The following is a 20985-nucleotide window of genomic DNA, read 5'->3' as shown; positions in this document are numbered from 1 at the left end:
CATGCCTCGGAACCTGTCCTGGCGCACCGCGCTTGTAAGCTCCACTGCGCTTGTTTGCTTGACCGCAACGCTGGTCGGCCCGCTGGCGTTTTCGGCTCCAGCGCTGGCACAAAGCGGCGGCACGGGTGGTGGCAACTTTAACAACGGGGACAGCGTGGGTGGACCTGGCGGTGCGAGCAATGCCACGACTGCCGGCGTGAATGGCGGGAACGGCCAAACGAACACGGGCGCCGGCGGTGGCGGTGGTGGTGGCACGACCGGCGGCACCGGTGGCACCAGCCAAAATGGCGCTTCTGGCGGCACCGGCGGCGTCTTGGGGATCAACAACGGCAACGGCGTGAGCGGCGCGAATGCCGACGCCTTTCTAACCGTTAACGGCGGCGGTGGTGGCGGTGGCGCGCACGGCCACATGGTGACGACGAATTCCAGCGTGTCCAGCCCAATCGCTGGTGGCAATGGCGGAAATGGCGGCAACGGGCTTGGTAGCGCAGGCGGAGGCGGCGGCGCCGGCGGCTATGGCGTGGTGGTCGAAAATGGCGCGTCTGTCAGCGTTGACGCCTCAATCACCGCTGGCCACGGTGGCAACGGGGGAATTTCTCAAAATCCGTTTGGCGCCAACGGCGGCGATGGAGGTATCGGACTTTCCACGGCGGGCGCCTCGACAATTACCAACGGCTCCACAATTTCCGGCGGCAACGGCGGCAACGGCGGAAACAACGTCGGCTGCTGCTCGACGCAAACGATCCCGGTGCTCGGCGGTCATGGCGGCAATGGAGGCGCCGGCGTTTCGCTTGTCTCCGGAGCCACATTCACCAACCTCGGGACGATCACCGGCGGCAATGGGGGCAGCGGTGGCAACGACAATGCGGTTCCCACCACGGGTGGCAATGGCGGCAATGGCGGGATAGGCGTCACCGGAAGTGGCGCAACAATTAGCAACAGCGGAACAATCACGGGAGGTACTGGCGGCGTTGCCGGGACCGGAGGCACCAATGACGGTACGGCTGGGTCCGCCGGCTTCGGGGTGAGCGGCAGCGATCTCACGATTGTCAACAGGGGCTCGATCTCGGGCGCATCCGGGACCAACGCGATTGTCTTTACTGGCGGTGCCAACACACTGACGCTTGAAGCCGGCTCGATGATCACGGGCAACGTCGTCGCCTTCAGCAGCGCCGACACCTTGGCATTGGGCGGCAGCGCGAATGCCAGCTTCGACGTCTCACAGATCGGCGTGGGCGCTCAGTACCAGGGCTTCGGCGTGTTCTCGAAGACAGGCACCAGCATTTGGACGCTGACGGGAGTAACAGGCACGGTGACACCCTGGACCATCAACCGGGGCACGCTGTCGATCTCCTCCGATACCAATCTCGGCGCCCCATCGGGCGGGCTTACCTTCGACGGGGGTACGCTGCGGAACACGGCGGCCCTCACGACAGCGCGAAACATCACGCTGAACGCAGGCGGCGGCACCTTTTTGACTGGGGCCGACCTCACGGCCGCCGGCGTCATCGCAGGCGGCGGCTCCCTCATAAAGACCGGCGCCGGCACGCTGACGCTGTCCGGTGCCAACAGCTACACGGGTGGCACGTCCATCCTGAACGGCACACTGCAGGTTTCAGCCGACGCAAATCTCGGCGCCGCCTCGGGCGGGCTGGCCTTCGACGGTGGCACACTGCAGAATACGGCGGCGTTTGCAACGGGACGCAGCGTCACGCTTGAGGCTGGCGGCGGCATCTTCCAGACCGATTCGAATCTCGCCGTGACCGGTGCGATCTCCGGCTCCGGCAGCCTGACCAAGGATGGCGCGGGCACGCTGAAGCTCACCGGCGCCAACAGCTACCAAGGGAACACGCTTATCGAGGCCGGTACACTTGTCGGCAATGCCGCATCGTTCCGCGGCAATATCGGCAATGACGGCGCGGTGGTGTTCGACCAGAATGGCAACGCGACTTTCGCCGGCGATATCGGCGGCTCGGGGAATATGGTGAAGGACGGCACTGGCACACTGGTTCTCGCCGGCCTGAGTACGCTCGACTGGTCCGTCGATGCCGGCGTCCTCGTCAGCGCGGGCGAGCGTTTCGGCGGCGATGTCGCGATCGGCTCCGGCGCGTCGTTCACGTTTGAGCAAGGTGCGAATGCAACCTACGCCGGCAGCATCTCGGGCGCCGGCGACTTGCTGAAGACGGGTGCGGACCTTCTGGAAGTCACCGGCAATTCCGCTGCCTTCGCCGGCGCCACGACCGTCGATGCTGGTACGCTTACGGTCAACGGAACGCTCGGTGGCACGATCGATGTTCTGGCGAACGGCCGTTTGCAAGGTAACGGCACGGTTGGAACCACAACGGTGGCGGGCACCATCGCACCAGGCAGCTCCATTGGGACGCTTACGGTCGACGGCGACTACACCCAGCTTGCCGGGTCCACCTATGAAGCCGAAATCGACCCGGACGGCAGTTCCGACCTGATCGATGTGACCGGTGCTGCCGGGATCGAGGGCGGCACCGTCTTTGCCCTGAAGGCGCCAGGCGGCTACGACCCCGGCACCCGCTACACCATCCTGACCGCCGCTGGCGGCGTTACCGGCACCTATGGCACACTTGACCAGAACGCGCCTTTCGTCGACCTTTCGCTCGCCTACGATCCAACCGCCATCTATCTCGACGTTGCCCGCAACGACGCGTCGTTCTGCGATGTCGCAATCTCTGCGAACCAGTGTGCGGTCGGCAATGGCGCCGAGAGCCAGGGGCCTGGCAATCCGATCTATGACGCGATCGTCGGCTCGCCCGACGAGGAAACGGCCCGGGATGCCCTCGACCGGCTTTCTGGTGAGATACACGCTTCGATAAAGGGCGCCATGCTGGACGACAGCCGCTTCGTGCGTGAGGCGGCAACGAACAGGGTGCGGGCTGCCTTCGGGGATGGCGCAGGATCCTCCATGCCGGTGCTGGCGTATGGGCCGGATGGCTCCGCCCTGACGCCTGAGGAACAGGCGCTGGTGCGAGAAGGCAAGAGCGCGCGCTATAGTGCTCCAGGGGCAGCGCCCGCTGCGGCCGATACGGAGCGCTTTGCGGTGTGGGGGCAGGCCTTCGGTTCATGGGGGACATGGGACAGCGATGGCAACGCCGCTTCGCTTGACCGTTCGACCGGCGGCTTCCTTGTCGGCGCAGACGGAATGATCGCCGAAAACTGGCGGCTGGGCCTGCTTGCCGGTTACAGTCGCAGCTCGTTCGATGTCAATGATCGCGCGTCCTCCGGCGACAGCGACAATTACCATCTCGGTGTTTATGGTGGCGGCCAGTGGGGCGCGCTTGGCCTGCGGGCCGGTGCGGCCTACACATGGCACGCCATCGAGACGGCGCGCTCCGTCAATTTTCCCGGCTTCACCGACCGTCTCACCGCCGACTACGACGCCGGCACGGCTCAGGTCTTCGGCGAGCTCGGCTATCGGATCGACCGCAGCTCCTTCGCCTTGGAGCCTTTTGGCAATCTCGCCTACGTCAACGTGCATAGCTACGGCTTTACCGAGGATGGCGGGGCGGCCGCGCTCACAAGTGCCAGCGGTAGCACCGACGCCACCTTCACCACGCTCGGCCTGCGTGCTTCGACCGAGTTCGGGCTTGGTGGGATGAAGGCCACGGCGCGCGGCATGCTCGGCTGGCGGCATGCCTTCGGCGACGTCACGCCGCTCGCCGATTTTGCCTTCACCGGCGGTGAGGCCTTCACCGTCGCCGGGACGCCGATCGCTGAGGACGCGCTCGTGCTCGAAGCCGGGCTTGATCTCGCCCTCTCGGAAAAGACCTCGCTCGGCGTCTCCTATTCCGGCCAGATCGGCCACGGCACCAGCGACCACGGGTTCAGGGCGGATCTTTCCGTGAAATTTTGATCGGCGGCGGAATCTGTGAAGGCTCCTATTGCCAGCGAAATTGCCATTCGCCGCGAACGCTTGGTCGTCAGGATCGGGTCAATTCGCCGTTATGGTCCCAGTAGACTTAATGTCGGCAATTTTCGTTGCGAAAGCCAGAAGCTGACGGTCAGCTCGCGGCCCCGTTTCCGCCAGAAGCGGCCCGGCAGAATTGCGCCTTCTCAGCAACCGCCAAACGCTATGTCGGCGGCGGCACTGCCGGGGTGAGGCCATGGCGGCGCATAATCTCGGACATCTTGGCCCGGTCGGGCGGACCACCGGCCGCAGCGTTAAGAAGCGCGAATGTCTCGCGGAAATATTCCGGACCGATTGCGGCCGGAGTAATCACGCAGAGCGCCTTCACGTCGCCGCTGCCGTTATTATCGAACCGATGAACGGCACCTCGCGGAATACATAGCGCCTGTCCGGGCCCGACCTCGATCGCCTTGCCGTCAACCGTCCAGGTCAACACCCCGTCGACGCCGTAGATCGTCTCTTCGTAACCGTCATGGCTGTGGGCTGGGGCTGGCAGCGGTTGCCCGCCCGGGACATCGAGTTCAAAAGCCGCGACGCTGCCATTCGAATTCTCTCCGGTCAGCAGAAAGCGAACCGCGAGTCCCTTGGTGGCGATGGTTTCATTAGCAGGATTGACGTGAGGGTCCATGGCGGCCTGTGGCATTGCACCTTCTCCTCGAGTAAACTAAGTTTACTGCTTTTAAGTAAACGCCATTTACCAGGAATGTCAATGATGCCGCCTTCGCAAAGTTTTCCTGTCAATGCGGAGAATATGCTGATCGGCGCTCTTCTGCGCGTTCCCGCCCAAGCGATCCATCGCCGGATCATTAAGGAGCTCAACGCCGCCGGCTTCGACGACCTGCACCTGCCACATATCTCGGTGCTGCAATTTCCCGGGCCGGACGGGGCTCGCCCGGCCATGCTCGCCGAGCGGGCGGGCATCAGCAAGCAAGCCATGAACCAATTGCTCGGGAGCCTTGAGGGTTTCGGCTATATTGTCCGTACCGACGCGCCAGGTGAAGGCGGCGCGCGCATTGTCCGCTTTACTCAACGAGGACACGCTGCCTACGCAAAGATCGTCGCCACACTGCGCGACATCGAGCGCGAGTGGAGCGGTGAACTCGGCCCCAAGCGTTTCACCCAGCTCAAGGCGTTGCTGACGCTTGTCTGGGAGAGTCCGCTGGTGCGCTAACCGAAGGCACCTGCTACCCCATCTCGTTTTCCGACTCGTAGATGGTGGCTCGGAAAATCGGACCTGTTCGGGTCCTTCACGAGATCACAGAAGGATGGCCGAGAGCAGGTCGGTTGCCGAATGGCGGCAATCCGTTGGGCACACACTGGGACCGGATAGTCCGCTGTCGGCCCCATTCGAACCGGAAGGAACGCGCCTCGAACCCGACGTATGTTTCCACGACTTCGTTGCGAACTTCTGGCGACAGATCGTGAGCACCCTCGCCTGCGGCGCGTGCTGCTCTACTCGGTGCTCTGGTTCATGGGCCGGACAATGGGGCCCAAAGCGCCCTCGGCAATTTCCAATCGCCGAGAAACACCGCCTGCGCATGGTGCCGCGCATCGCGTTTGCCGGCCATCTTCGCCTCCTGTTTAGGGGTGACCTTCGCCATTGTTCTCGATGAAGCCACCCAGCATTGCCTCATGCGGCACATTCCAGCCGAAGTAGACCTGAGTCTCGACGATCCTGCCGTTTTGCACGCGGTGCAGTTCCGCATTGCGGAAGGTCTTGCCAGCGGAACTACCCTCGTAAACGATGAAGGCCCAATTGTCCTGCTCGGCGCCCTGTACGAACTTCACCCCGGTGCAGGTCTCGCTGTTGGGCCAGCAGCGGGCGAAGTAGGTCTCGCGCCTCAGAGCATTATCGAGCGGACTGGTGAAGCTGTACGGATCGCCGATGACGGCCTCGATGGCTTCGCGATCTTTGTCTACATAGGCTTGCAGGGCTTTCTTCACGGCATCGAGCGGTCCGGACATGGCTGTCTCCTCATCTGACTTTACTGAAGCAGTTTCGTAGTTCGGCAACAAATAAGTCTGGCACTTCGAATTGCGCGAAGTGACCGCCGCGGTCGACTTCGTTCCAGTAGAATAGGTTCGGGTAGACGAGCGGCGCCCAGCTTCTTGCCGGTGGCAAATCATGCGGGAAGACGCTCACTCCGACCGGCAGGTCGACGACGCCAGGATTGTTGCGGCCTTTCAGGATCGCAGCCGCTCGCGGTAGAAGCGGGCGGACGATGCACTCGAATTGGTCAGCCAGTAGAGTGTGATCTCGTCGAGCATGTCGTCGACAGGGATCAAATCTTCCGGCCTGCCTGTTGCGCCGGTGCCGCCGTCGAAAATGTCGTAGAGCCAGGCGGCCTGCGCCACGGGCGAGTCGGCAAGCAGATAGCCGGCTAGTTGCGGCTTGGTCACTTGCAGCATGCCGTAGGCGAAGCCGCTCTCCCGGAATTTCGTGTATGCTTCGACCGCTTTTTTCTGGTCGGGCTCCAATTTCTCAGGGATCTTGTCCGGAATGGTCTGCGCGAAGTTTAGATGAATTGCTTCGAGGCCCTTCGGCTTCTGCTGCGCGAGCGCGGTGGTGACGAAAGCCCCCCAGTCACCACCCTGTGCGACATAGCGCTCATAGCCGAGGCGGCGCATCAGCTCAGCCCACGCCCGCGCTGTGCGTTCCGCGTTCCAGCCGGGCTCCGTCGGCTTGTCGGAGAAGCCGAAGCCGGGCAGCGACGTGACGACGACATGGAAGGCTTCCGCAGCGGTTCCGCCGTGCGCAGTGGGATTGGTCAGCGGTTCGATAACCTTCTGGAACAGGAGGATCGTACTCGGCCAGCCGTGGGTGAGGATCATCGGCAGCGCGTTCTCGTGCGGCGACCGCACATGCAGGACGTGGATGCCGAGCCCGTCGATCTCCGTCTTGAACTGCGGCCAGGCATTAAGGCGGCTCTCGGTTTTGCGCCAATCGTAGCGATCACGCCAATGGCGGATGAGGTTCTGCAGCTCCTTGAGAGATGGACCTTGGGCAAAACCGGGCTCGGTCGCGGCTTCGGGCCAGCGCACGGCGCCAAGCCGTCGCTTCAGGTCGGCGAGCGCCTCATCCGGTGCGCGATACCTGAAGGGCGTGAATGGATCGGTCTGCTGCGCCCGAGCGGGCAGCGCGCTAAACGCGAGGGACGCCACCGCGCCCTTGAGCAGCGCACGGCGCGAGACAATGAGCGCCGCCATGATCAGCGACGCTCCAGCGTGCATTCATACCCAGAGGGTCCGTCCCCCTCTACGGGACATTGCCAGGCTGCCTCAAGCCTGTAGGGCGAATTGGGAACCTCCGCCGTCAGATCATTGTTGTTGTTGATCATTACAGTCTCCTCTCTGTTCGATCCCCGCCCAGGCTGGACCGCGATTTTTCACGGAGTGACGATCCACGTTTGCCTCCACGATCAGATCATTCATGCCGGAATCTGGCCTGTCGCCGCGGAAGGCGAGCATCGCCTTCACGGTTTCCCATACCTCGTCGACATTGACACGGTCGTCCTCGATCGGATCGGCGGCGACGATGAAGTCGCGGCAGCTCGCCGCCTTGCGGGCCACTTCCATTACTGCGTGTGACGCCTTCAAGAAGCTGGCGCTTACCTGACTTCACCCGCATGTGGCCAGACACGATGATCATTGCGGCTCACCGAGGATCGCACCGAGCTTGTCGAGCGCCTCACTCCAACCCTGCTTGTGGCTGTCGGCTTCCTCCTGATCAAGCAGGCCTTCCTTCGTGAAGGTCAGACGCGTTCCCGTGCCGTCGGCGGAAAATTCGTAGGTGATGCGTGAGGTCACGCCACCTGGGGGATATTCAGGCGGCCCTTCCGTCCACCGCGGCCTTGGCCGGCCATCCGCGTCTTGCTCCCGTCATTGCGGCAATGTTCGCTGATCCGGCACGGCCCTGGAAACTGCCCGATCTGGCCGATTTGTGCGGCATGTCACGCGCCACGTTCATGCGGCAGTTTCAGGACAAGTTAGGTCGCGCCGCCCTCGACTTCTTGACGGACCTTCGCATGAGCCTGGCCGCCAATGAGCTTAGGAAGCCAGCGATCAGCACCGAGGCCGTAGCCGAGGCCGTTGGGTATCAATCCGTATCGGCATTCCGGCATGTGTTCGCCGACAGGATGGGGATGACGCCGGGGGAGTGGCGGCGACTGGCGCACACGAGCGAGTAGGGCGTGTAGCCTGGGATCAGGCACATGCAACTTGATCCTTTCACGCATCATATTGAGCCGATCCAGTCTCGAAAATATCACCCTTACCTGTAAAGTGGCTTCCATAATCACTCGATGAGGAAGCCACCCAATGAACTGCATCAACCTCGCCGCTCACGAACCCGCTAGCGGCGCAATCGCCGAGATTTTTGCGCAGGCCCAGCAAAGCGGAACTCCCGCACCCCAATCGTCCCCTTCGTCCACGCGGCCGTTGCCAACCAACGCCGTCATCGAAACCATCCTGAGCCGCAGCGCCGCCAAGTACTACGACGCTACCGCCACCTTGAGCGACGACCAGATCCGCGACCTGGTGCGTATCGGCACGTCCGCGCCAACCTCCTTCCACCTGCAGAACTGGCGCTTCATTGCCGTACGCTCGGCAGAAGCCAAGGCGCGGCTGCGTCCGATCGCCTGGAACCAGCCCGCGATCACCGACGCGGCCGTGGCTTTCATCATCATCGGCAGGCTGGCCGATGCCAGCACCGTCCCAGCCCGCCTGGCGCCCGTGGTGGAAGCCGGTATCATGCCGGCGCAGCTGGTGCCGGAATGGGAGATCCCCGCTCGCGGTCTGTATGACGATCAGCCGCAGCGCCAGCGCGACGAAGCCGTGCGCTCGGCGACCTTCGGCACTGCGGCGATCATCTACGCGGCCCGTTCGCTGGGCCTGGGTTCGACGCCGATGATCGGTTTCGACGCCGAGGCGGTGCACCGCGAGTTCGGCCTGGCCGAAGACGAAGTGCCGGTCATGCTGCTGACCGTAGGGCCGGAGCGAACCGGCAACTGGCCGCAGAAGCCCCGCATGCCCGTGGCCGATGTCCTGGACTTTGCATAATTCAAAATCAATTTAAGACCTTATGGAGACTACAATGGCTAGAACTGTTGCTCTGAAGCAGGAACAAGTGCCGGCGGCATCGAAGCAGACGCTCGATGCTTTCACGAGGAACATCGGTTTCACCCCCAACATGATGGCGGCCTTCGCGCAGAGCCCTATCGCGTTCAACTCCTGGGCTACCCTGCTCGGTGCTTTAAGCAAGGCGCTGGATGTGAAGACACGCGACAGCATCGGCCTCGCCGTCTCCGAAGTGAATGGCTGCAACTACTGTCTGACGGTTCACAGCTTCACGGCCGAGCATATGGCCAAGCTGCCGGCCGATGACATCATCCTCGCCCGAAAGGGCCGGGCCAAAGACCCGAAGCGGGACGCCGCCGTCCAGTTTGCACGCCAAGTCATCGAGACCCGCGGCCACGTCAACGACGCCGATCTGAAAGCCGTCCGCGATGCCGGCTACACGGATGCGAACGTCATCGAGATCGTCGCGCTCGTGGCCATGTACTCGCTGACGAACTTCTTCAACAACGTGTTCGATCACGACAACGACTTTCCGGCCGTCGCGCCGGCCGGCTCGATCTGAGCTCGGTCCTCTCGCAACCTCACGAAGCCATTGGAACTATCAAATGAATATTCTCCATATTGATTCCAGTCCGCGATCAGAATCGCATAGCCGTCAGCTTTCGGCGGCGATCGTCGAAAGGCTTCTCGAGGTTGCACCGGGGGCGAGCATCAGTCGCCGTGATTTGGGCGTCAAACCCTTGCCCCACACCCTGGCCGAGTACGCGTTTGCACTGTCGACGCCGGCCACCTTGGCGTCTCCACCAAAGGGTTCCTTGGATATTTCCGAAGCGCTTATCGAGGAGGTCGAGGCCGCCGATGTGATCGTCATCGGAACGCCCATGCACAACTTCACCATTCCCTCGGCCCTCAAGGCGTGGATCGACCAGATCCTGCGCGTTGGCCGCACCATGAAGTCGACGCGCGCCGGAAAGGTGGGAATGCTTCGGGACTGTCCGGTGTTCATCGGCGTCGCTTCAGGGGGCGTCTTCTCCGGCCCGCGAGCAAACCAGCCCGATTTTCTCATGCCGTATCTGTCGCTGGTACTCAACTCCATCGGACTGAAAACCCTGCAGTTCCTCTCAGTAGAGGGAACCGGGTTCATGGACCGGGAGCAAGCCGCGCTGGCGAGGGAGAAGGCCCTCGCGGTCATCGACCTGACGGTCGTGCGAGAGCTTGGGGACGTCGATGCTTGGAGTGCAGTGCTGGCAAGTACCGGTCGATTACATTGCGAAGCGCATGCGGCCCCGGGAAGCGTCGCACCGACCGTATTCTGACGGCGCAGCAAGCTCTTGGCACGTCCGCATTCTAATCCGCCGCCCTTAGCCTGGCTTAACGAGGTCTTTCGATGGTTTTACCTAGTGCTACGCTTCCCCAGATCGGCGACAGGATCACCGACAAATCAACACCGCCCGATGACAGTGCCGTCCGCAAATGGATCGGACCCGGGACGTTCGAGCATTGGGCCGAGCTGCGGAACTGGATCGACGAATTCTACCCCGCAGTTTTTACGCCGGACTGGCTCTACGGCGGTAAGAAGCGCGGTTGGTCCTTGCGATACAAGAAGACCAAGGCGTTCACCACCCTGGTGCCGGAATACCGACGGCTTTCGGCCGTCGTGGTCATGGGCAGAGCGGAGCGAGAGAAGTTTGAGGAGCAACGCTATATCTGGCGTCCGCAACTGATCAACCTCTACGACGAAGCCAAGTCATACATCGACGGAAAATGGCTGACGATCGCCATATCGTCGGCAGACGATCTGCATGATGTGAAGGAGCTTCTTATAATGAAGCGCCCGCCAAAGCCGCGCGGCTGATGGTCACAAAAATCCGGATTTGGGGCGCAAATGGCTCCGACGACCAGAGCAGCAATTTACCCCGTAGTGACGGACCAGGCGGCAGGTACCGCCGGGATGAAGCTGGTGGAGCGGCCCGAGCCGCAGGCGGCGATAAACGATGTCGTCGTTCAGATTCATGCTTCGGGATTCGTCGGAACTGAGTTGGCGTGGCCCTCGACCTGGACCGATCGCAGCAACCGTGAACGAACACCGTCGATTCCGGGTCACGAGCTGGCTGGAGTGGTCATCGCTCTCGGCTACGGCACGACGGGGCTGTCGCTGGGGCAGCGGGTGTTCGGACTCGCCGACTGTCACCGCGACGGCACGCTGGCAGAATATGTGGCCATGGAGGCTCGCAACCTCGCGCCACTGCCTGGCGATGTCGACTTCACGGTTGGCGCGAGCCTGCCGATCTCAGGTCTGACCGCGTGGCAGGGACGGTTCCAGCACGGCCGCCTTCAGGCAGGCCAGAGTGTGCTTGCGCACGGCGCGGCAGGCGCAGTCGGTTCTATGGTAACGCAGCTCGTATGAGAGGCTGGCGCCTATGTCATCGGCACACCAATCCCGTCGTATTCGACCTGCTGAAAGCCGCAGCGGACGAGGACGGAATCCTTTACCAGCTCCAGGCCTATGGGGACAAAGCCCGACCGACGCGCGTCTGGTCCATACCAATCGGGGCGGCGTGGCGACGGGGCTCCGCTCGGTGCCCCTGCGCTACATATGCACACGCGCTTCGAAGTAATTTAAATGGATGACGTGGAAGCGACCATCCGGCTGGTTTGTTAGTATTGTCGACGGGTCCGTCCGGATACTTGATTTCACACCGTGGTGACTGGGTTATCGGCGGACGCGATGTAGGAATCGGATCGCCCATTATCGAAGCCTGCCTGTCCGAGCAGTCGTCGCATGGTCAAAGCGTTCTTGGGTGCGAAGCCTTCGTAGTCGTTGTTGAAATAAACCCAGGCTCTCCGCGCCCCACTGTCGCGTATCCGCTCGGCCCACTCGATCAGCTCGCTGTCAGTGTAGTCGTGCCGGTACCAGCGCTCCGGGCCGTGCATTCGCACGTAGATATCGTCGGCTGTGCGAACCAGAACGTCCGGAAGTCGGGGAGCGCTGCAAGAGCAGAATATCGTGCCTTTCTCCCGGAAAGCGGAATAGACGGTCTCATTCCACCAGCTTTTATGACGAAACTCCACGACGTTGCGGCGTGTGTGATCGAGCTGGCCGAGAATAGCGATGAGCCTTTCCTCGGTGAAACGATAGCTCGGCGGGAGTTGGAATAGGAAACAGCCCATCCGTTCGCTAAGGATGTCAGCAATCAGTCCAAAGTCCTTGACCAGGATCTCGGTGTCCTCGAACTTCCTGATATGTGTGATCAACTCACAGACCTTTACGGTGTAGACGAACGTGCGCGATCCTGGTTGACGAAGCCAGCTTTTAACGTTTGCGACGGTCGGCCAGGAATAGAAGGATGCGTTTATCTCGACCGTTTCGAACTGCTGCGCATAATGATTGAACCATTCAGATGTCGACATCTCGGCCGCATAGAAATTCCCGCGCCATTTCCAGTAGAACCATCCGGAGCAGCCGACATAATACGAGTTCGCCAGTTGCGTAGGTGAGCTGCCCGGCTCTTTCGCCGCCAAGCGCGCGAGGTGCATTTTCTCCGCGCGCCCAATGTTGTCGGCGCGCTGCTTTTCACGGCGCAGCCGGCGGCGCTCGCGTCGCTCTTCGAGCCCAATTTCTCTCTTCGGGGCGCTGATGTCCATTGCATGACCTCTGCCCTCTCAACGGGGAATAGGGCCAATAGCTCCGAGTTGTCTTACCTCAACTGGTCGAACGTACACTGGCGAGGCGCCTTGTCCGGTCGCCACCGCAGCAGCTTTGTGCCATGCCGGAAACGGTTGCCTGTCACATGATCGAAACGGACCTCGACGACCAGTTCCGGCCGCAGCGGCTCCCAGTCGCCACTGCGCTGCGTGCTCCAGCGGCTCGGCCCGCCAGGCGCGTTGCCCGTGAAACCTGGCGATTCGCGCAATGCCTCCAGACGGCCGGTCAGCGCGGCCCGTTCGTCGTTGGAAATAGTGGAGGTGAAGCCGACGTGGTCGAGCTTGCCGTCCTCGTCATAGAGACCGAGCAGCAAGGATCCTACTTCGCGCCTCTCCGCAAGATAGCGGAAGCCGCCGACGACGCAGTCGGCCGTCCGCATCCGCTTAACCTTCACCATGGCTCGCTCGCCAGGCAGATACGGACCGTCGAGCTGCTTCGCGACCACACCGTCGGTCTTGCCGCCTGAGTCCCCCAGCCACTTTTGGGCCTGTTTAAAGTCCAAAGTCGCAGGAGAAAGTTCGATTCCCGCGTTTCCTATGGATTTGACCAACGCCTCCGTCTCGACCGCAAGTTTGCGAATGCGGCTTTCGGCCGGATGAAGACGCATCTGTAAGGCGTCAAAGGAATACTCGCCGCAGCATTCGATCAGGATCTCGCCGTCGATGACGATTTGCGTCCCCGACAGGTCGCGTAAGAATTCGACAAGCTCAGGAAAATACCGTGCGAGCGGCTTTCCGGACTTGGCGCGGATGTCGACCGCATCGCCGGCCTTGAACGCCAGGCAGCGAAATCCGTCCCACTTGGGCTCGTATTGCCAGACACCCTGATCATCCGGGATGGCGTCAGCACGTTTCGCTTCCATGGGAGCTGTGTCGGTCGACAGGGGAAATGGGGCCGAGGTGCTCATCTGTCGTCCGCGCTCAGCGAGGTGCTTTCCAAAGGTCGATAAGCGGACCGTCGCCACCGTAGACGGGATCCTGTCGGGGTTTCGCGACTTTCGGAACGGTCTTGACCGCGCAGGCATGGTCTTCGCTGCTGCTGCATTCGTTGTAGGTCCCGTCCGGCGGATAGGCGCCGACGACCAAAAAGTCGTCGCTGGCGTCGAGACACTCGTGGCCCGTGCCCGCCGGCAAGATGGCGACGTCGCCTGCCTTGATTGTCAGAGAGCGCCCACGCTTGCCGCCGAACTGCACCTTCCCCGTTCCACGCGCGATCCCAAGGACCTCATGAATACGGGAATGGTAATGCACATAGTCGTAGATGCCGTTTCGCCAGGACCCTTGCCAGCCATTGCGTGCGAAGAGGTCCTCAAAGATTGCGGCCGGATCGAAATCGGCAGGCAACATCGCCACGCCGCGATAGACGATCAGCGGCCAGAACGGGTGGTTGGGAATGATGCCGTCATCCTCGAAACCGAAAGTGTTCGCCTTGCGCGAGCGGACCAACCGATCGAGATCGTCGCTCGAGGGCCGCTGCCAGCCCGTCATCTTCTCGACGATCTTCTTTGCGCTTTCGAGTATGGGCATCATGTCTCTCCGGCCGGCGCGTCGACTGGGTGCAGAGGGGCGACCGCAGGGCCGTTGAGTACGGTCCCATCGGAAGCAAAATGCGACCCGTGACAGGAGCAGTCCCAGCACTGCTCGGTGGAATTCCAGCCCACTTCGCATCCGGAATGCGTGCAGACGGCTGAATGAAGATGAAGCTTTCCGCCCATGTCGCGGCAGGCGGCGATTTTGTGGAGGCCCTGGCGAAGAATCCCCCCTTGTCCAGACGCCAGCTCGCCCGGTGACTTCAATTCGCCCGGCAGCAGATAGCCGCCGAAATTTTTGACTGCGGACAGGTTTTCCCGAACATAGTTGACTACGCCGGAGGGCGTTTTGCGGGATGGCGCATAAACCGACGTCCACGGGTTCTCGTTACCCAAGATTAGGTCCCTGACGAGCAGGCCGGAAAGCGCGCCATGCGTCATGCCCTGCCCGGAGTCGCCGGTGACAACATAGACCGACTTGCTGTCGGGATTGAGCCCGATGAAGGCGCAGTAGTCGATCGTGTCGAGGACCTGCCCCGACCAGCGGTTCACCTTTTTGCCGAGGGTCGGAACGATGGCACGGATCCATGCCTCGACCGCCTCGAAGCGTATGTCGCCATCGTCGGCTTCGCCCGATTTGTGATCGGCGCCACCGGCGATCAGATAATCGACTGAGCCCGGACCGGGATTGATCCGTACGTAGTGATAGGGGTCGCCGGTATCCCAGAACAGCGCATCGGGCAGATCGCCGCGCGGTAAGGTGAACGCCATCGCATAAGTGCGATATGGCGACATTTTGGTGTGCAGTTCGAAGCGATCGTTGATCGGCGAGTTTGTGGCGACAACGGTAGTCGCCGCTTCAATCACACCACCGTTTTCGGTCGAGACGCGCACGCCGCCCTCCGGCAATTCCTCAACGGAGATCACGGGGCTGTTGGCGAAGATGCGTCCGCGTTTGTCGCGGATTGCCGTGGACAAACCGCGGAGATATCGCAGCGGATGGAAGGTCGCCTGATTGGCGTAACGAAGCACAGGCGCCTTCTCGAAACCTTTGAGCGGCACGCCGGTGACCAGTTTAGCGGCCGCGCCAACCTTTTGTGCCGCCTCGAATTCCTCCTGTCGCTGATCGCGGGCCTCCTTGGGGTCCACCCCCATCGCCGGAAACAGGAAGGCGTCCAGCCTGCGGAAATTGCAATCTATCCCCAACTCGGCGACGTTCTGCTCGATGCGCGCAACCGCTGCCTCCTGGCTTTTCTGAAATAGTCTTGCCGTCTCTTCGCCGCGCAAGTTGATCAGCGCGCTCAGGCCGTCGTCGCAAATCGGCGCCAAGTGCGCCGTGGTCCGCGATGTCATGCCGCCGGCGATCGGGCCGCGATCGATGACGATCACCTTTTGACCGACGCTGGCAAGCTCGTAGGCCACTGACAGCCCGGCGATCCCGGACCCGATGATCACGGTGTCGCAGCTCTCCTTGCCGCTGAATCGCGGCGCGTCAGGATAGACGTCCACATTCATCCAGAGCGATCGGGTTTGTTCGTCAAGCGCGTTCATGCCGATACCTTCGGACCACTGCCGGTCAGCCGGATGCCTTCTGGTTGACCTTTCGTTCGGCGATCGTGGTCAGCTTCTTGTCGGCCGCCTTTTCCTCGTTGAGCGTTGTGGTGAGAAGGCGGGCGACAGCCGCATTGCCGCTCTCCTGCGCCCACGCGATCAAGGTTCCGTAGCGGGTGATCTCGTAGTGTTCGACTGCTTGCGCCGCAGTGATCAAGGCGGCGTCGAGCACCTTTTTCTCGGCAACGTTGCTGGCAATCTCGTTTGCTTCCTTGATGATGCCGTCTATCGCCGGGCAGGTCGTCCCCTTGGGCTTCTCGCCGATGAGCTCGAACGCTTGCTCGAGGCGTTGGACGTGTTTTTCCGTCTCATCAAGGTGCGCCTTGAAAGCCGCCGTCAGATCCCGGTTGGTTGTCTTTTCGACCATGTCGGGCAGGGCCTTCAGGATCTGCTTCTCCGCATAATAGATGTCCTGCAGTACATGGAGGAACAGATCGTCCATCGTCTTGATGTCTTTCGTAAACAGCCCCACGGCGCGCTCCTGGTTTCGCGTTTCTGGAAGATCTGTTGAGAACGCGCGGATCTACCAGCCGTTCCGGTCGCCGTGATCGATCGGCAATGTCACAAGAACGAATGCGTCCGTCCACCGTTGCGGCTTGTCGGGCAAACGAAAGCCCGGCCTCCCCAATGTTGGAAGACCCCATGACCGATCGCTGGTCCCTTCAAGATCCAGAAAGCTATACCCGGCGCCGCCTTTTCCCGAGCAACCGCAGGCCATGCCGGGCCTCGCCCGAAAAATGGATCCGGTACCCGACCATGGCGAGGAGAGCTATCGCGGCTCTGGTCGGCTGCAAGGGCGCAAGGCGCTGGTGACAGGCGGCGATTCAGGAATCGGCCTTGCCGCTGCGATCGCTTTTGCCCGAAGGCGCGGACGTCGCTATTTCCTATCTGCCGGAAGAAGAGGCGGACGCCAAGCGGGGGTCTGGACATTCTGGTCATCAACGCCGGCCGGCAGCAGTACCGGGAGAAGATTGAGGAACTGTCGACCGACGACTTCGACAAGACTATGAAGGCCAACCTCTATGCGCTGCATTGGATCGCGCAGGCGGCAGTTCCCCATCTACCGGCCGGCGCCTCTGTCATCACGACGGCTTCGATCCAGGCCTATCAGCCTTCACCGATCCTTTTGGACTATGCCACGACCAAAGGCTGGGATCGTCGCCTACACCAAAGCACTCGAAAAGCAGCTAATTGAGCGGGGTATTCGCGCGAATGTCGTGGCGCCCGGCCGGTGTGGACTGTATTGCAACCGAGCGGCGGACAGCCGGACGAAAAGGTCGAGAATTTCGGCAAGGGCAGCGACTTTGGCCGGCCAGGGCGGCCGGCGGAGCTGGCACCCGTCTTCGTGCTGCTTGCCTCGCAGGAGGCAAGCTTCAATCAATGGAGAGGTGTACGGTATTACCGGCGGCAAGGGAGTGGCTTGACGAGTTCATCGGGTTGCCCCCGGCATGTTCAACGGCCTCAAACTTCATCGATGTGGGCGGTGTTGGCGTCCGTCAGGGCGGTTCCGGTCGTCCTGTTCTGCAGCTGCTGCATGGCCATCAGCGCAGTTATGCAACTGGCACCGTGTCGCGCCATTGGTAGCCGCCAAATCGCACCATCGTGTGCCCCGATCTGCGCGGTCCGCCGGCATCCGCAAGCGCGTCAGCCCGCACACGCTGCGCCACAGCTTCGCCACCCACCTGCTCGAACAGGATGTCGATATCCGCGTCATCCAGGTGCTGCTTGGCCACAGCAAGCTCGATACCACCGCGCTCTACACCAAGGTCTCGACGCGGACGATCCATGCGGTCGCAGGACGGCTCGACCGGCTGATGGCGCTGATGGAAAGCAAGACGCCGCCCGCCTGAGCCGTGCGCCTCGATCGAGGTTGCCGACATCTTCCGTGCTGCCGGCCCCGCCTATCGGGCCGCCCATGCAGGCATCTGAGCCTCGCCCAGCTCAAAGTGATGTCGGCGATCGAGCATTGCCGCACCGCGGCGCTCGGCGGTCACGTCGAGCCCTGTGAGGACTGCGGCCAATGGCGGATCGCCTATAAACTCCTGCCGCAACCGGCACTGTCCCAGGTGCCAGGGCGCGGCCGTGCGTACATGGCTGGCCTAGCGCGAGGCCGACCTGCTGCCGGTCGGCTACTTCCATGTCGTGTTCACGCTGCCCGCCGAGGTCGCCGCCATTGCCTTCCACAACAAGGCGCTGGTCTACGACCTGTAGTTCAAGGCGGCATCGGAGGCGATGCTGACGATCGCGGCTGGACACCATGGGCGCGCGTGGGTCCATCGCCGCAGATTGAGCGCCTGCGGCTGGAGGCTGAATCAGGGCATGCCGGTTCATGGAGCGGTCTCCCGGATCGGTGCCGATGCGTTCGGAGGTCCCCGCGGCTGCCTCCTCCCCCGTTCGAAAACCTCGATGACGATCATTCGTCCGCCACAGCAGGGGCATGGCGGTCGGAAGTCCTCCGGTTCGTCTGCTTCTATCCCAGTCGCTTCCCTCTAGGGCGGGACCTCGATGGCATCTCCAGGTCGGCAACAAAAAGTTGAGGTAACGATTTCCAAAACCAAAAGTTGACGTCGCCTTTGAGGTAGCGTATGAATTTACGCGTCGATATTGCTTGCTGAGCTTTGGTTATCGCGCGTTTGGCACCGCGCCCTGAACGAACCTTCCCTTCAAAATCGTCATCATCACAAATCGGCAGCGCTCTCGCGTCGCCGTCGTACAATCTTGCTATGAAAGGGTTCATCATGACCACTGGCACAGTTAAATGGTTCAATTCCACCAAGGGCTTCGGCTTCATTCAGCCTGACAATGGCGGCGCAGACGCCTTCGTTCACATCTCTGCCGTCGAGCGCGCCGGAATGCGCGAAATCGTCGAAGGCCAGAAGATCGGCTACGAAATGGAGCGCGACAACAAGTCGGGCAAGATGTCTGCCTGCAACCTGCAGGCCGTTTGATTGGTTCAGCTTTCCTTTGACCACGGATGTACTGGCACTGATGAAAGCGTGAGACCAAGCGAGGTCAGGCTGAAATAGCCTGACCTTTTTTATTTCCGGCCCACCGACCGGCTAATTTTGGCGTGTATCGCCGCCTCTTGTCGATGGCTGTCAAGACCAAGGAGATCTGGATGTCCGAAAAATCCAGCGAGCTTCAGACGATTAATACCGCCTGGCAGATCGCCATCCAGGAGATCCTGCGAATGATTGTGCGGGATATTTACAGGACGGACGGTGAAGCTGCGTTCAAGTCACATATCAAGCGCATCGAAGAAGCTGCGGTCGACAGTATTTACACGGACCTGAGGCTTCGAGGGACCGACGAATGGACCGAGGTTCTTGTCAAGGAGAAGGCAAGCAACTTCGTCACCACGCTTCTGACATCCTTCACCTTCAATCGGGTCTGAGGCAAAGCCAGCCTTCGCGACAACGGCTTGTTGGCCTTTGCGCATTAACGCACGTTTGAAATTTAACCTTTCATGTAATTGTTGCGAAATCCGACGCTTATTTCCGGGCACATGCATCAGCCCGCCTGAAGTGCTTGCACACCTTTAGAGAAAGCATAATCCTCCACGCGGGTTTCAGCCATGCCCCAGATCCGGCTGATGCCCGACCGATCCATTGAACTGAGTTGCTCACCCACCTTCGACGGTGAAGTTTTCCAGTGCACCACCTCAGCAACCGGATTGATATTGCTCGCTGCTCACTCCCGGTGATAATGCAATCTTTTCCTCTAGGGCCGTTGCTGGAATGGGCAAATATCGGGAACACCGTCAGTCGCGAAGCCAGGGCTTCGAGCGCGATAGCCAGCATGAGAGTTCGGAACCGAGTTATTTCGACCGCAGGCCAGCACCAACCCGGCTTTCGTCAGGGACGACCTTCTTGCATGATGCTGAGGTACTCTGGTTAAACGCCGAGAAGGGTTTCGGCTTCTTGAGGCTCAGCGATGGTTCTGATGCCTTCATTCACCTCTCGAAGTTGCAGGCCGCGGGATATGACAGCGTTCCCGAGGGGGCACGCCTGAAGGTCCGAACCGAACCCGGCCAGAAAGGGGCCCAGGTTGTCGAAGTTGTCTCTGTAAGCGTAGGAGACGGTGCGTCCTCCCCGACGGTTGCGAAGCGATCCGCCGAAGCCGCAGGTCCTGCACTGGAACGCGAAGAGCAGGAAGCCGCTGGCGTCGTAAAGCGATACGATCTGAACAAGGGCTTCGGATTCATCGCGTTGGATGGCGGGGAGAAGGACGTGTTTGTCCATGCGACTACTTTGACCCGCAGCGGCGTGGCAAACCTGGAAGTCGGCCAGAAGGTGATCATCACTTACAGTCGAGGCCATAAGGGGCTTGAGGCGCGAACAATTCGGGCGTGCTGACCGATACGCTGCATCCAGGTACCTGCGTCTAGCAGGACAAGACTGCGGCGGCGTACCCAGGGAATCGGTATAAGATTTTTAAGATTTAATGAGTCGGTGTCGCTGACGGGGAGTGTCCGATGACAAATGTGGTGACGCTGCACGGCGACAAGCGGTGGAAAGCCGTGCTTGAATATCAGCACGAGAATGGGCCCATCAGCATCGAACATTTCCTCGAAGAGATTACCGAGCTGCACTTGATCATCGAGCACGGACCCGACTGGAACACGCTAATCCGCTGCACGGTCACGCTGAACCGGCCGGACGGTGGCGAAGAACAGAACAGTGTCGAAAAGGCCTGGCAAAACGAACGAGGATCAGGGTGACAGATCCGGCCACAAGGATTGAACGATACGCCAATGAATCGAGTGTCGGCTAGACGCTGGCAATTAAGCGAGATCGACGGCATCGCAATGTGGGTAAGTTGGCGCGGGACCGGGGTCGGCGCGCAAAGGTGGCCGGGAGCAGGCCGGTCGTTGGCCCTTCCCGTTGGTAGGCGTTAGCCGTTATCGTCCGCTTCAGAGGACATCTTAGCGCTGGTTTAGTATGATACCTGCGTCTCAAACCTATCGGTACATCAACGCGTACGCGCCAGCACATAGGACGATGCGCGCCTATGCAATCTCGCATACAGTGAGGAAGACCATGCCCTTTAGCGACGAGAATCATCCTCTTTGGCAGGTAAAAAACCTTGCGCGCTCTTCATGCGGCGGGGGTCGCCCTCTGGTCGTGG

21 protein-coding genes and 5 pseudogenes are annotated in these 20985 nt (G+C 61.3%); 15 read left to right on the top strand and 11 right to left on the bottom strand.

The window, feature by feature from the left end; translation table 11 throughout:
- Nucleotides 1-154 precede the first annotated feature (154 nt).
- The gene (locus LB551_RS18500; protein WP_224660046.1) at nucleotides 155-3883 is read left to right on the top strand and encodes an autotransporter domain-containing protein; all 3729 of its coding nucleotides are present in this window, start codon (nucleotides 155-157) and stop codon (nucleotides 3881-3883) included.
- A gap of 217 nt (nucleotides 3884-4100) precedes the next feature.
- Here the strand turns inward: LB551_RS18500 and LB551_RS18495 are convergent, their stop codons facing one another.
- Nucleotides 4101-4580, bottom strand: a complete 480-nt coding sequence (locus LB551_RS18495; protein ID WP_224660045.1) for a cupin domain-containing protein — start codon at nucleotides 4578-4580, stop codon at nucleotides 4101-4103.
- 66 nt (nucleotides 4581-4646) lie between these two features.
- On the opposite strand from LB551_RS18495, the gene LB551_RS18490 reads away from it, so the two are divergent.
- A complete protein-coding gene (locus LB551_RS18490; RefSeq protein WP_224626897.1) occupies nucleotides 4647-5108 on the top strand; it encodes a MarR family winged helix-turn-helix transcriptional regulator in 462 nt (153 codons plus the stop codon).
- Between the two features lie 410 nt (nucleotides 5109-5518).
- Here the strand turns inward: LB551_RS18490 and LB551_RS18485 are convergent, their stop codons facing one another.
- From LB551_RS18485 to LB551_RS18470, 4 genes are all read right to left on the bottom strand, one after another.
- Nucleotides 5519-5902 (bottom strand): nuclear transport factor 2 family protein, encoded by a 384-nt coding sequence (locus LB551_RS18485; RefSeq protein WP_140551894.1) that lies wholly within the window; start codon nucleotides 5900-5902, stop codon nucleotides 5519-5521.
- A gap of 219 nt (nucleotides 5903-6121) precedes the next feature.
- Nucleotides 6122-7144 (bottom strand): epoxide hydrolase family protein, encoded by a 1023-nt coding sequence (locus tag LB551_RS18480; protein WP_224660044.1) that lies wholly within the window; start codon nucleotides 7142-7144, stop codon nucleotides 6122-6124.
- A 111-nt stretch (nucleotides 7145-7255) separates the two neighbouring features.
- On the bottom strand, nucleotides 7256-7513 hold the full coding sequence (locus tag LB551_RS18475; protein ID WP_140551895.1) for an antibiotic biosynthesis monooxygenase: 258 nt from the start codon (nucleotides 7511-7513) through the stop codon (nucleotides 7256-7258).
- 69 nt (nucleotides 7514-7582) lie between these two features.
- On the bottom strand, nucleotides 7583-7744 hold the full coding sequence (locus LB551_RS18470) for an SRPBCC domain-containing protein (protein WP_140551896.1): 162 nt from the start codon (nucleotides 7742-7744) through the stop codon (nucleotides 7583-7585).
- A gap of 41 nt (nucleotides 7745-7785) precedes the next feature.
- Here LB551_RS18470 and LB551_RS18465 point away from each other — a divergent pair.
- The 6 genes and pseudogenes from LB551_RS18465 to LB551_RS18440 all read left to right on the top strand — a co-directional run.
- Nucleotides 7786-8124 (top strand): annotated as a pseudogene (locus tag LB551_RS18465) (helix-turn-helix domain-containing protein); the annotation flags it as partial.
- A gap of 130 nt (nucleotides 8125-8254) precedes the next feature.
- Entirely contained in the window at nucleotides 8255-8995 is a 741-nt protein-coding gene (locus LB551_RS18460; RefSeq protein WP_224660043.1) for a nitroreductase family protein, read from the top strand.
- Nucleotides 8996-9029: 34 nt separating this feature from the next.
- Nucleotides 9030-9575: a carboxymuconolactone decarboxylase family protein gene (locus LB551_RS18455; RefSeq protein ID WP_140551897.1), complete on the top strand. Its 546-nt coding sequence runs from the start codon at nucleotides 9030-9032 to the stop codon at nucleotides 9573-9575.
- 43 nt (nucleotides 9576-9618) lie between these two features.
- Nucleotides 9619-10329 (top strand): FMN-dependent NADH-azoreductase, encoded by a 711-nt coding sequence (locus LB551_RS18450; RefSeq protein WP_224660042.1) that lies wholly within the window; start codon nucleotides 9619-9621, stop codon nucleotides 10327-10329.
- A 71-nt stretch (nucleotides 10330-10400) separates the two neighbouring features.
- The gene (locus tag LB551_RS18445; protein ID WP_140551899.1) at nucleotides 10401-10868 is read left to right on the top strand and encodes a DUF3788 domain-containing protein; all 468 of its coding nucleotides are present in this window, start codon (nucleotides 10401-10403) and stop codon (nucleotides 10866-10868) included.
- A gap of 30 nt (nucleotides 10869-10898) precedes the next feature.
- A pseudogene (locus LB551_RS18440) lies at nucleotides 10899-11417 on the top strand (alcohol dehydrogenase catalytic domain-containing protein); the annotation flags it as partial.
- A gap of 290 nt (nucleotides 11418-11707) precedes the next feature.
- Here the strand turns inward: LB551_RS18440 and LB551_RS18435 are convergent.
- The 5 genes from LB551_RS18435 to LB551_RS18415 are packed head-to-tail and all read right to left on the bottom strand — an operon-like array spanning nucleotide 11708 to nucleotide 16330.
- Complete coding sequence (locus LB551_RS18435; protein ID WP_224626917.1) at nucleotides 11708-12658, bottom strand: DUF72 domain-containing protein; 951 nt, start codon at nucleotides 12656-12658, stop codon at nucleotides 11708-11710.
- A gap of 53 nt (nucleotides 12659-12711) precedes the next feature.
- A complete protein-coding gene (locus tag LB551_RS18430) occupies nucleotides 12712-13626 on the bottom strand; it encodes an ATP-dependent DNA ligase (protein WP_224660041.1) in 915 nt (304 codons plus the stop codon).
- Nucleotides 13627-13639: 13 nt separating this feature from the next.
- Nucleotides 13640-14245 carry a cupin gene (locus LB551_RS18425; protein ID WP_140551901.1) on the bottom strand — a complete coding sequence of 202 codons (606 nt, stop codon included), beginning with the start codon at nucleotides 14243-14245 and terminating at the stop codon, nucleotides 13640-13642.
- Nucleotides 14245-15798, bottom strand: coding sequence for an FAD-dependent oxidoreductase (locus LB551_RS18420; protein ID WP_224660040.1), 1554 nt, complete (start codon nucleotides 15796-15798; stop codon nucleotides 14245-14247). Before LB551_RS18420 ends, LB551_RS18425 begins: the two co-directional genes overlap by 1 nt.
- Nucleotides 15799-15823: 25 nt before the next feature.
- Nucleotides 15824-16330, bottom strand: coding sequence for a ferritin-like domain-containing protein (locus LB551_RS18415; protein WP_140551903.1), 507 nt, complete (start codon nucleotides 16328-16330; stop codon nucleotides 15824-15826).
- A 170-nt stretch (nucleotides 16331-16500) separates the two neighbouring features.
- Here LB551_RS18415 and LB551_RS18410 point away from each other — a divergent pair.
- The 3 genes and pseudogenes from LB551_RS18410 to LB551_RS18400 all read left to right on the top strand — a co-directional run.
- Nucleotides 16501-17282 (top strand): annotated as a pseudogene (locus tag LB551_RS18410) (SDR family oxidoreductase).
- Nucleotides 17283-17306: 24 nt separating this feature from the next.
- Nucleotides 17307-17708, top strand: coding sequence for a tyrosine-type recombinase/integrase (locus LB551_RS29940; protein WP_140551904.1), 402 nt, complete (start codon nucleotides 17307-17309; stop codon nucleotides 17706-17708).
- A 13-nt stretch (nucleotides 17709-17721) separates the two neighbouring features.
- Nucleotides 17722-18066 (top strand): annotated as a pseudogene (locus tag LB551_RS18400) (transposase zinc-binding domain-containing protein); the annotation flags it as partial.
- A gap of 119 nt (nucleotides 18067-18185) precedes the next feature.
- On the opposite strand, the pseudogene LB551_RS18395 reads toward LB551_RS18400, so the two are convergent.
- Nucleotides 18186-18323, bottom strand: a pseudogene (locus LB551_RS18395) (IS91 family transposase); the annotation flags it as partial.
- 273 nt (nucleotides 18324-18596) lie between these two features.
- On the opposite strand from LB551_RS18395, the gene LB551_RS18390 reads away from it, so the two are divergent.
- The 4 genes from LB551_RS18390 to LB551_RS18375 all read left to right on the top strand — a co-directional run bounded on the left by LB551_RS18390 (nucleotide 18597) and on the right by LB551_RS18375 (nucleotide 20578).
- The gene (locus LB551_RS18390) at nucleotides 18597-18806 is read left to right on the top strand and encodes a cold-shock protein (RefSeq protein WP_027145347.1); all 210 of its coding nucleotides are present in this window, start codon (nucleotides 18597-18599) and stop codon (nucleotides 18804-18806) included.
- A 170-nt stretch (nucleotides 18807-18976) separates the two neighbouring features.
- Nucleotides 18977-19252 (top strand): hypothetical protein, encoded by a 276-nt coding sequence (locus LB551_RS18385; protein WP_140551905.1) that lies wholly within the window; start codon nucleotides 18977-18979, stop codon nucleotides 19250-19252.
- A 475-nt stretch (nucleotides 19253-19727) separates the two neighbouring features.
- Nucleotides 19728-20213 (top strand): cold-shock protein, encoded by a 486-nt coding sequence (locus LB551_RS18380; RefSeq protein ID WP_224626935.1) that lies wholly within the window; start codon nucleotides 19728-19730, stop codon nucleotides 20211-20213.
- A 119-nt stretch (nucleotides 20214-20332) separates the two neighbouring features.
- Nucleotides 20333-20578 (top strand): hypothetical protein, encoded by a 246-nt coding sequence (locus tag LB551_RS18375; RefSeq protein ID WP_140551907.1) that lies wholly within the window; start codon nucleotides 20333-20335, stop codon nucleotides 20576-20578.
- Nucleotides 20579-20985 lie beyond the last annotated feature (407 nt).

Source organism: Mesorhizobium sp. BR1-1-2 (genome assembly GCF_020165435.1).
In the GTDB taxonomy this organism is placed as follows: Bacteria; Pseudomonadota; Alphaproteobacteria; order Rhizobiales; family Rhizobiaceae; genus Mesorhizobium.
This window is presented reverse-complemented; position numbering and strand designations above follow the sequence as displayed.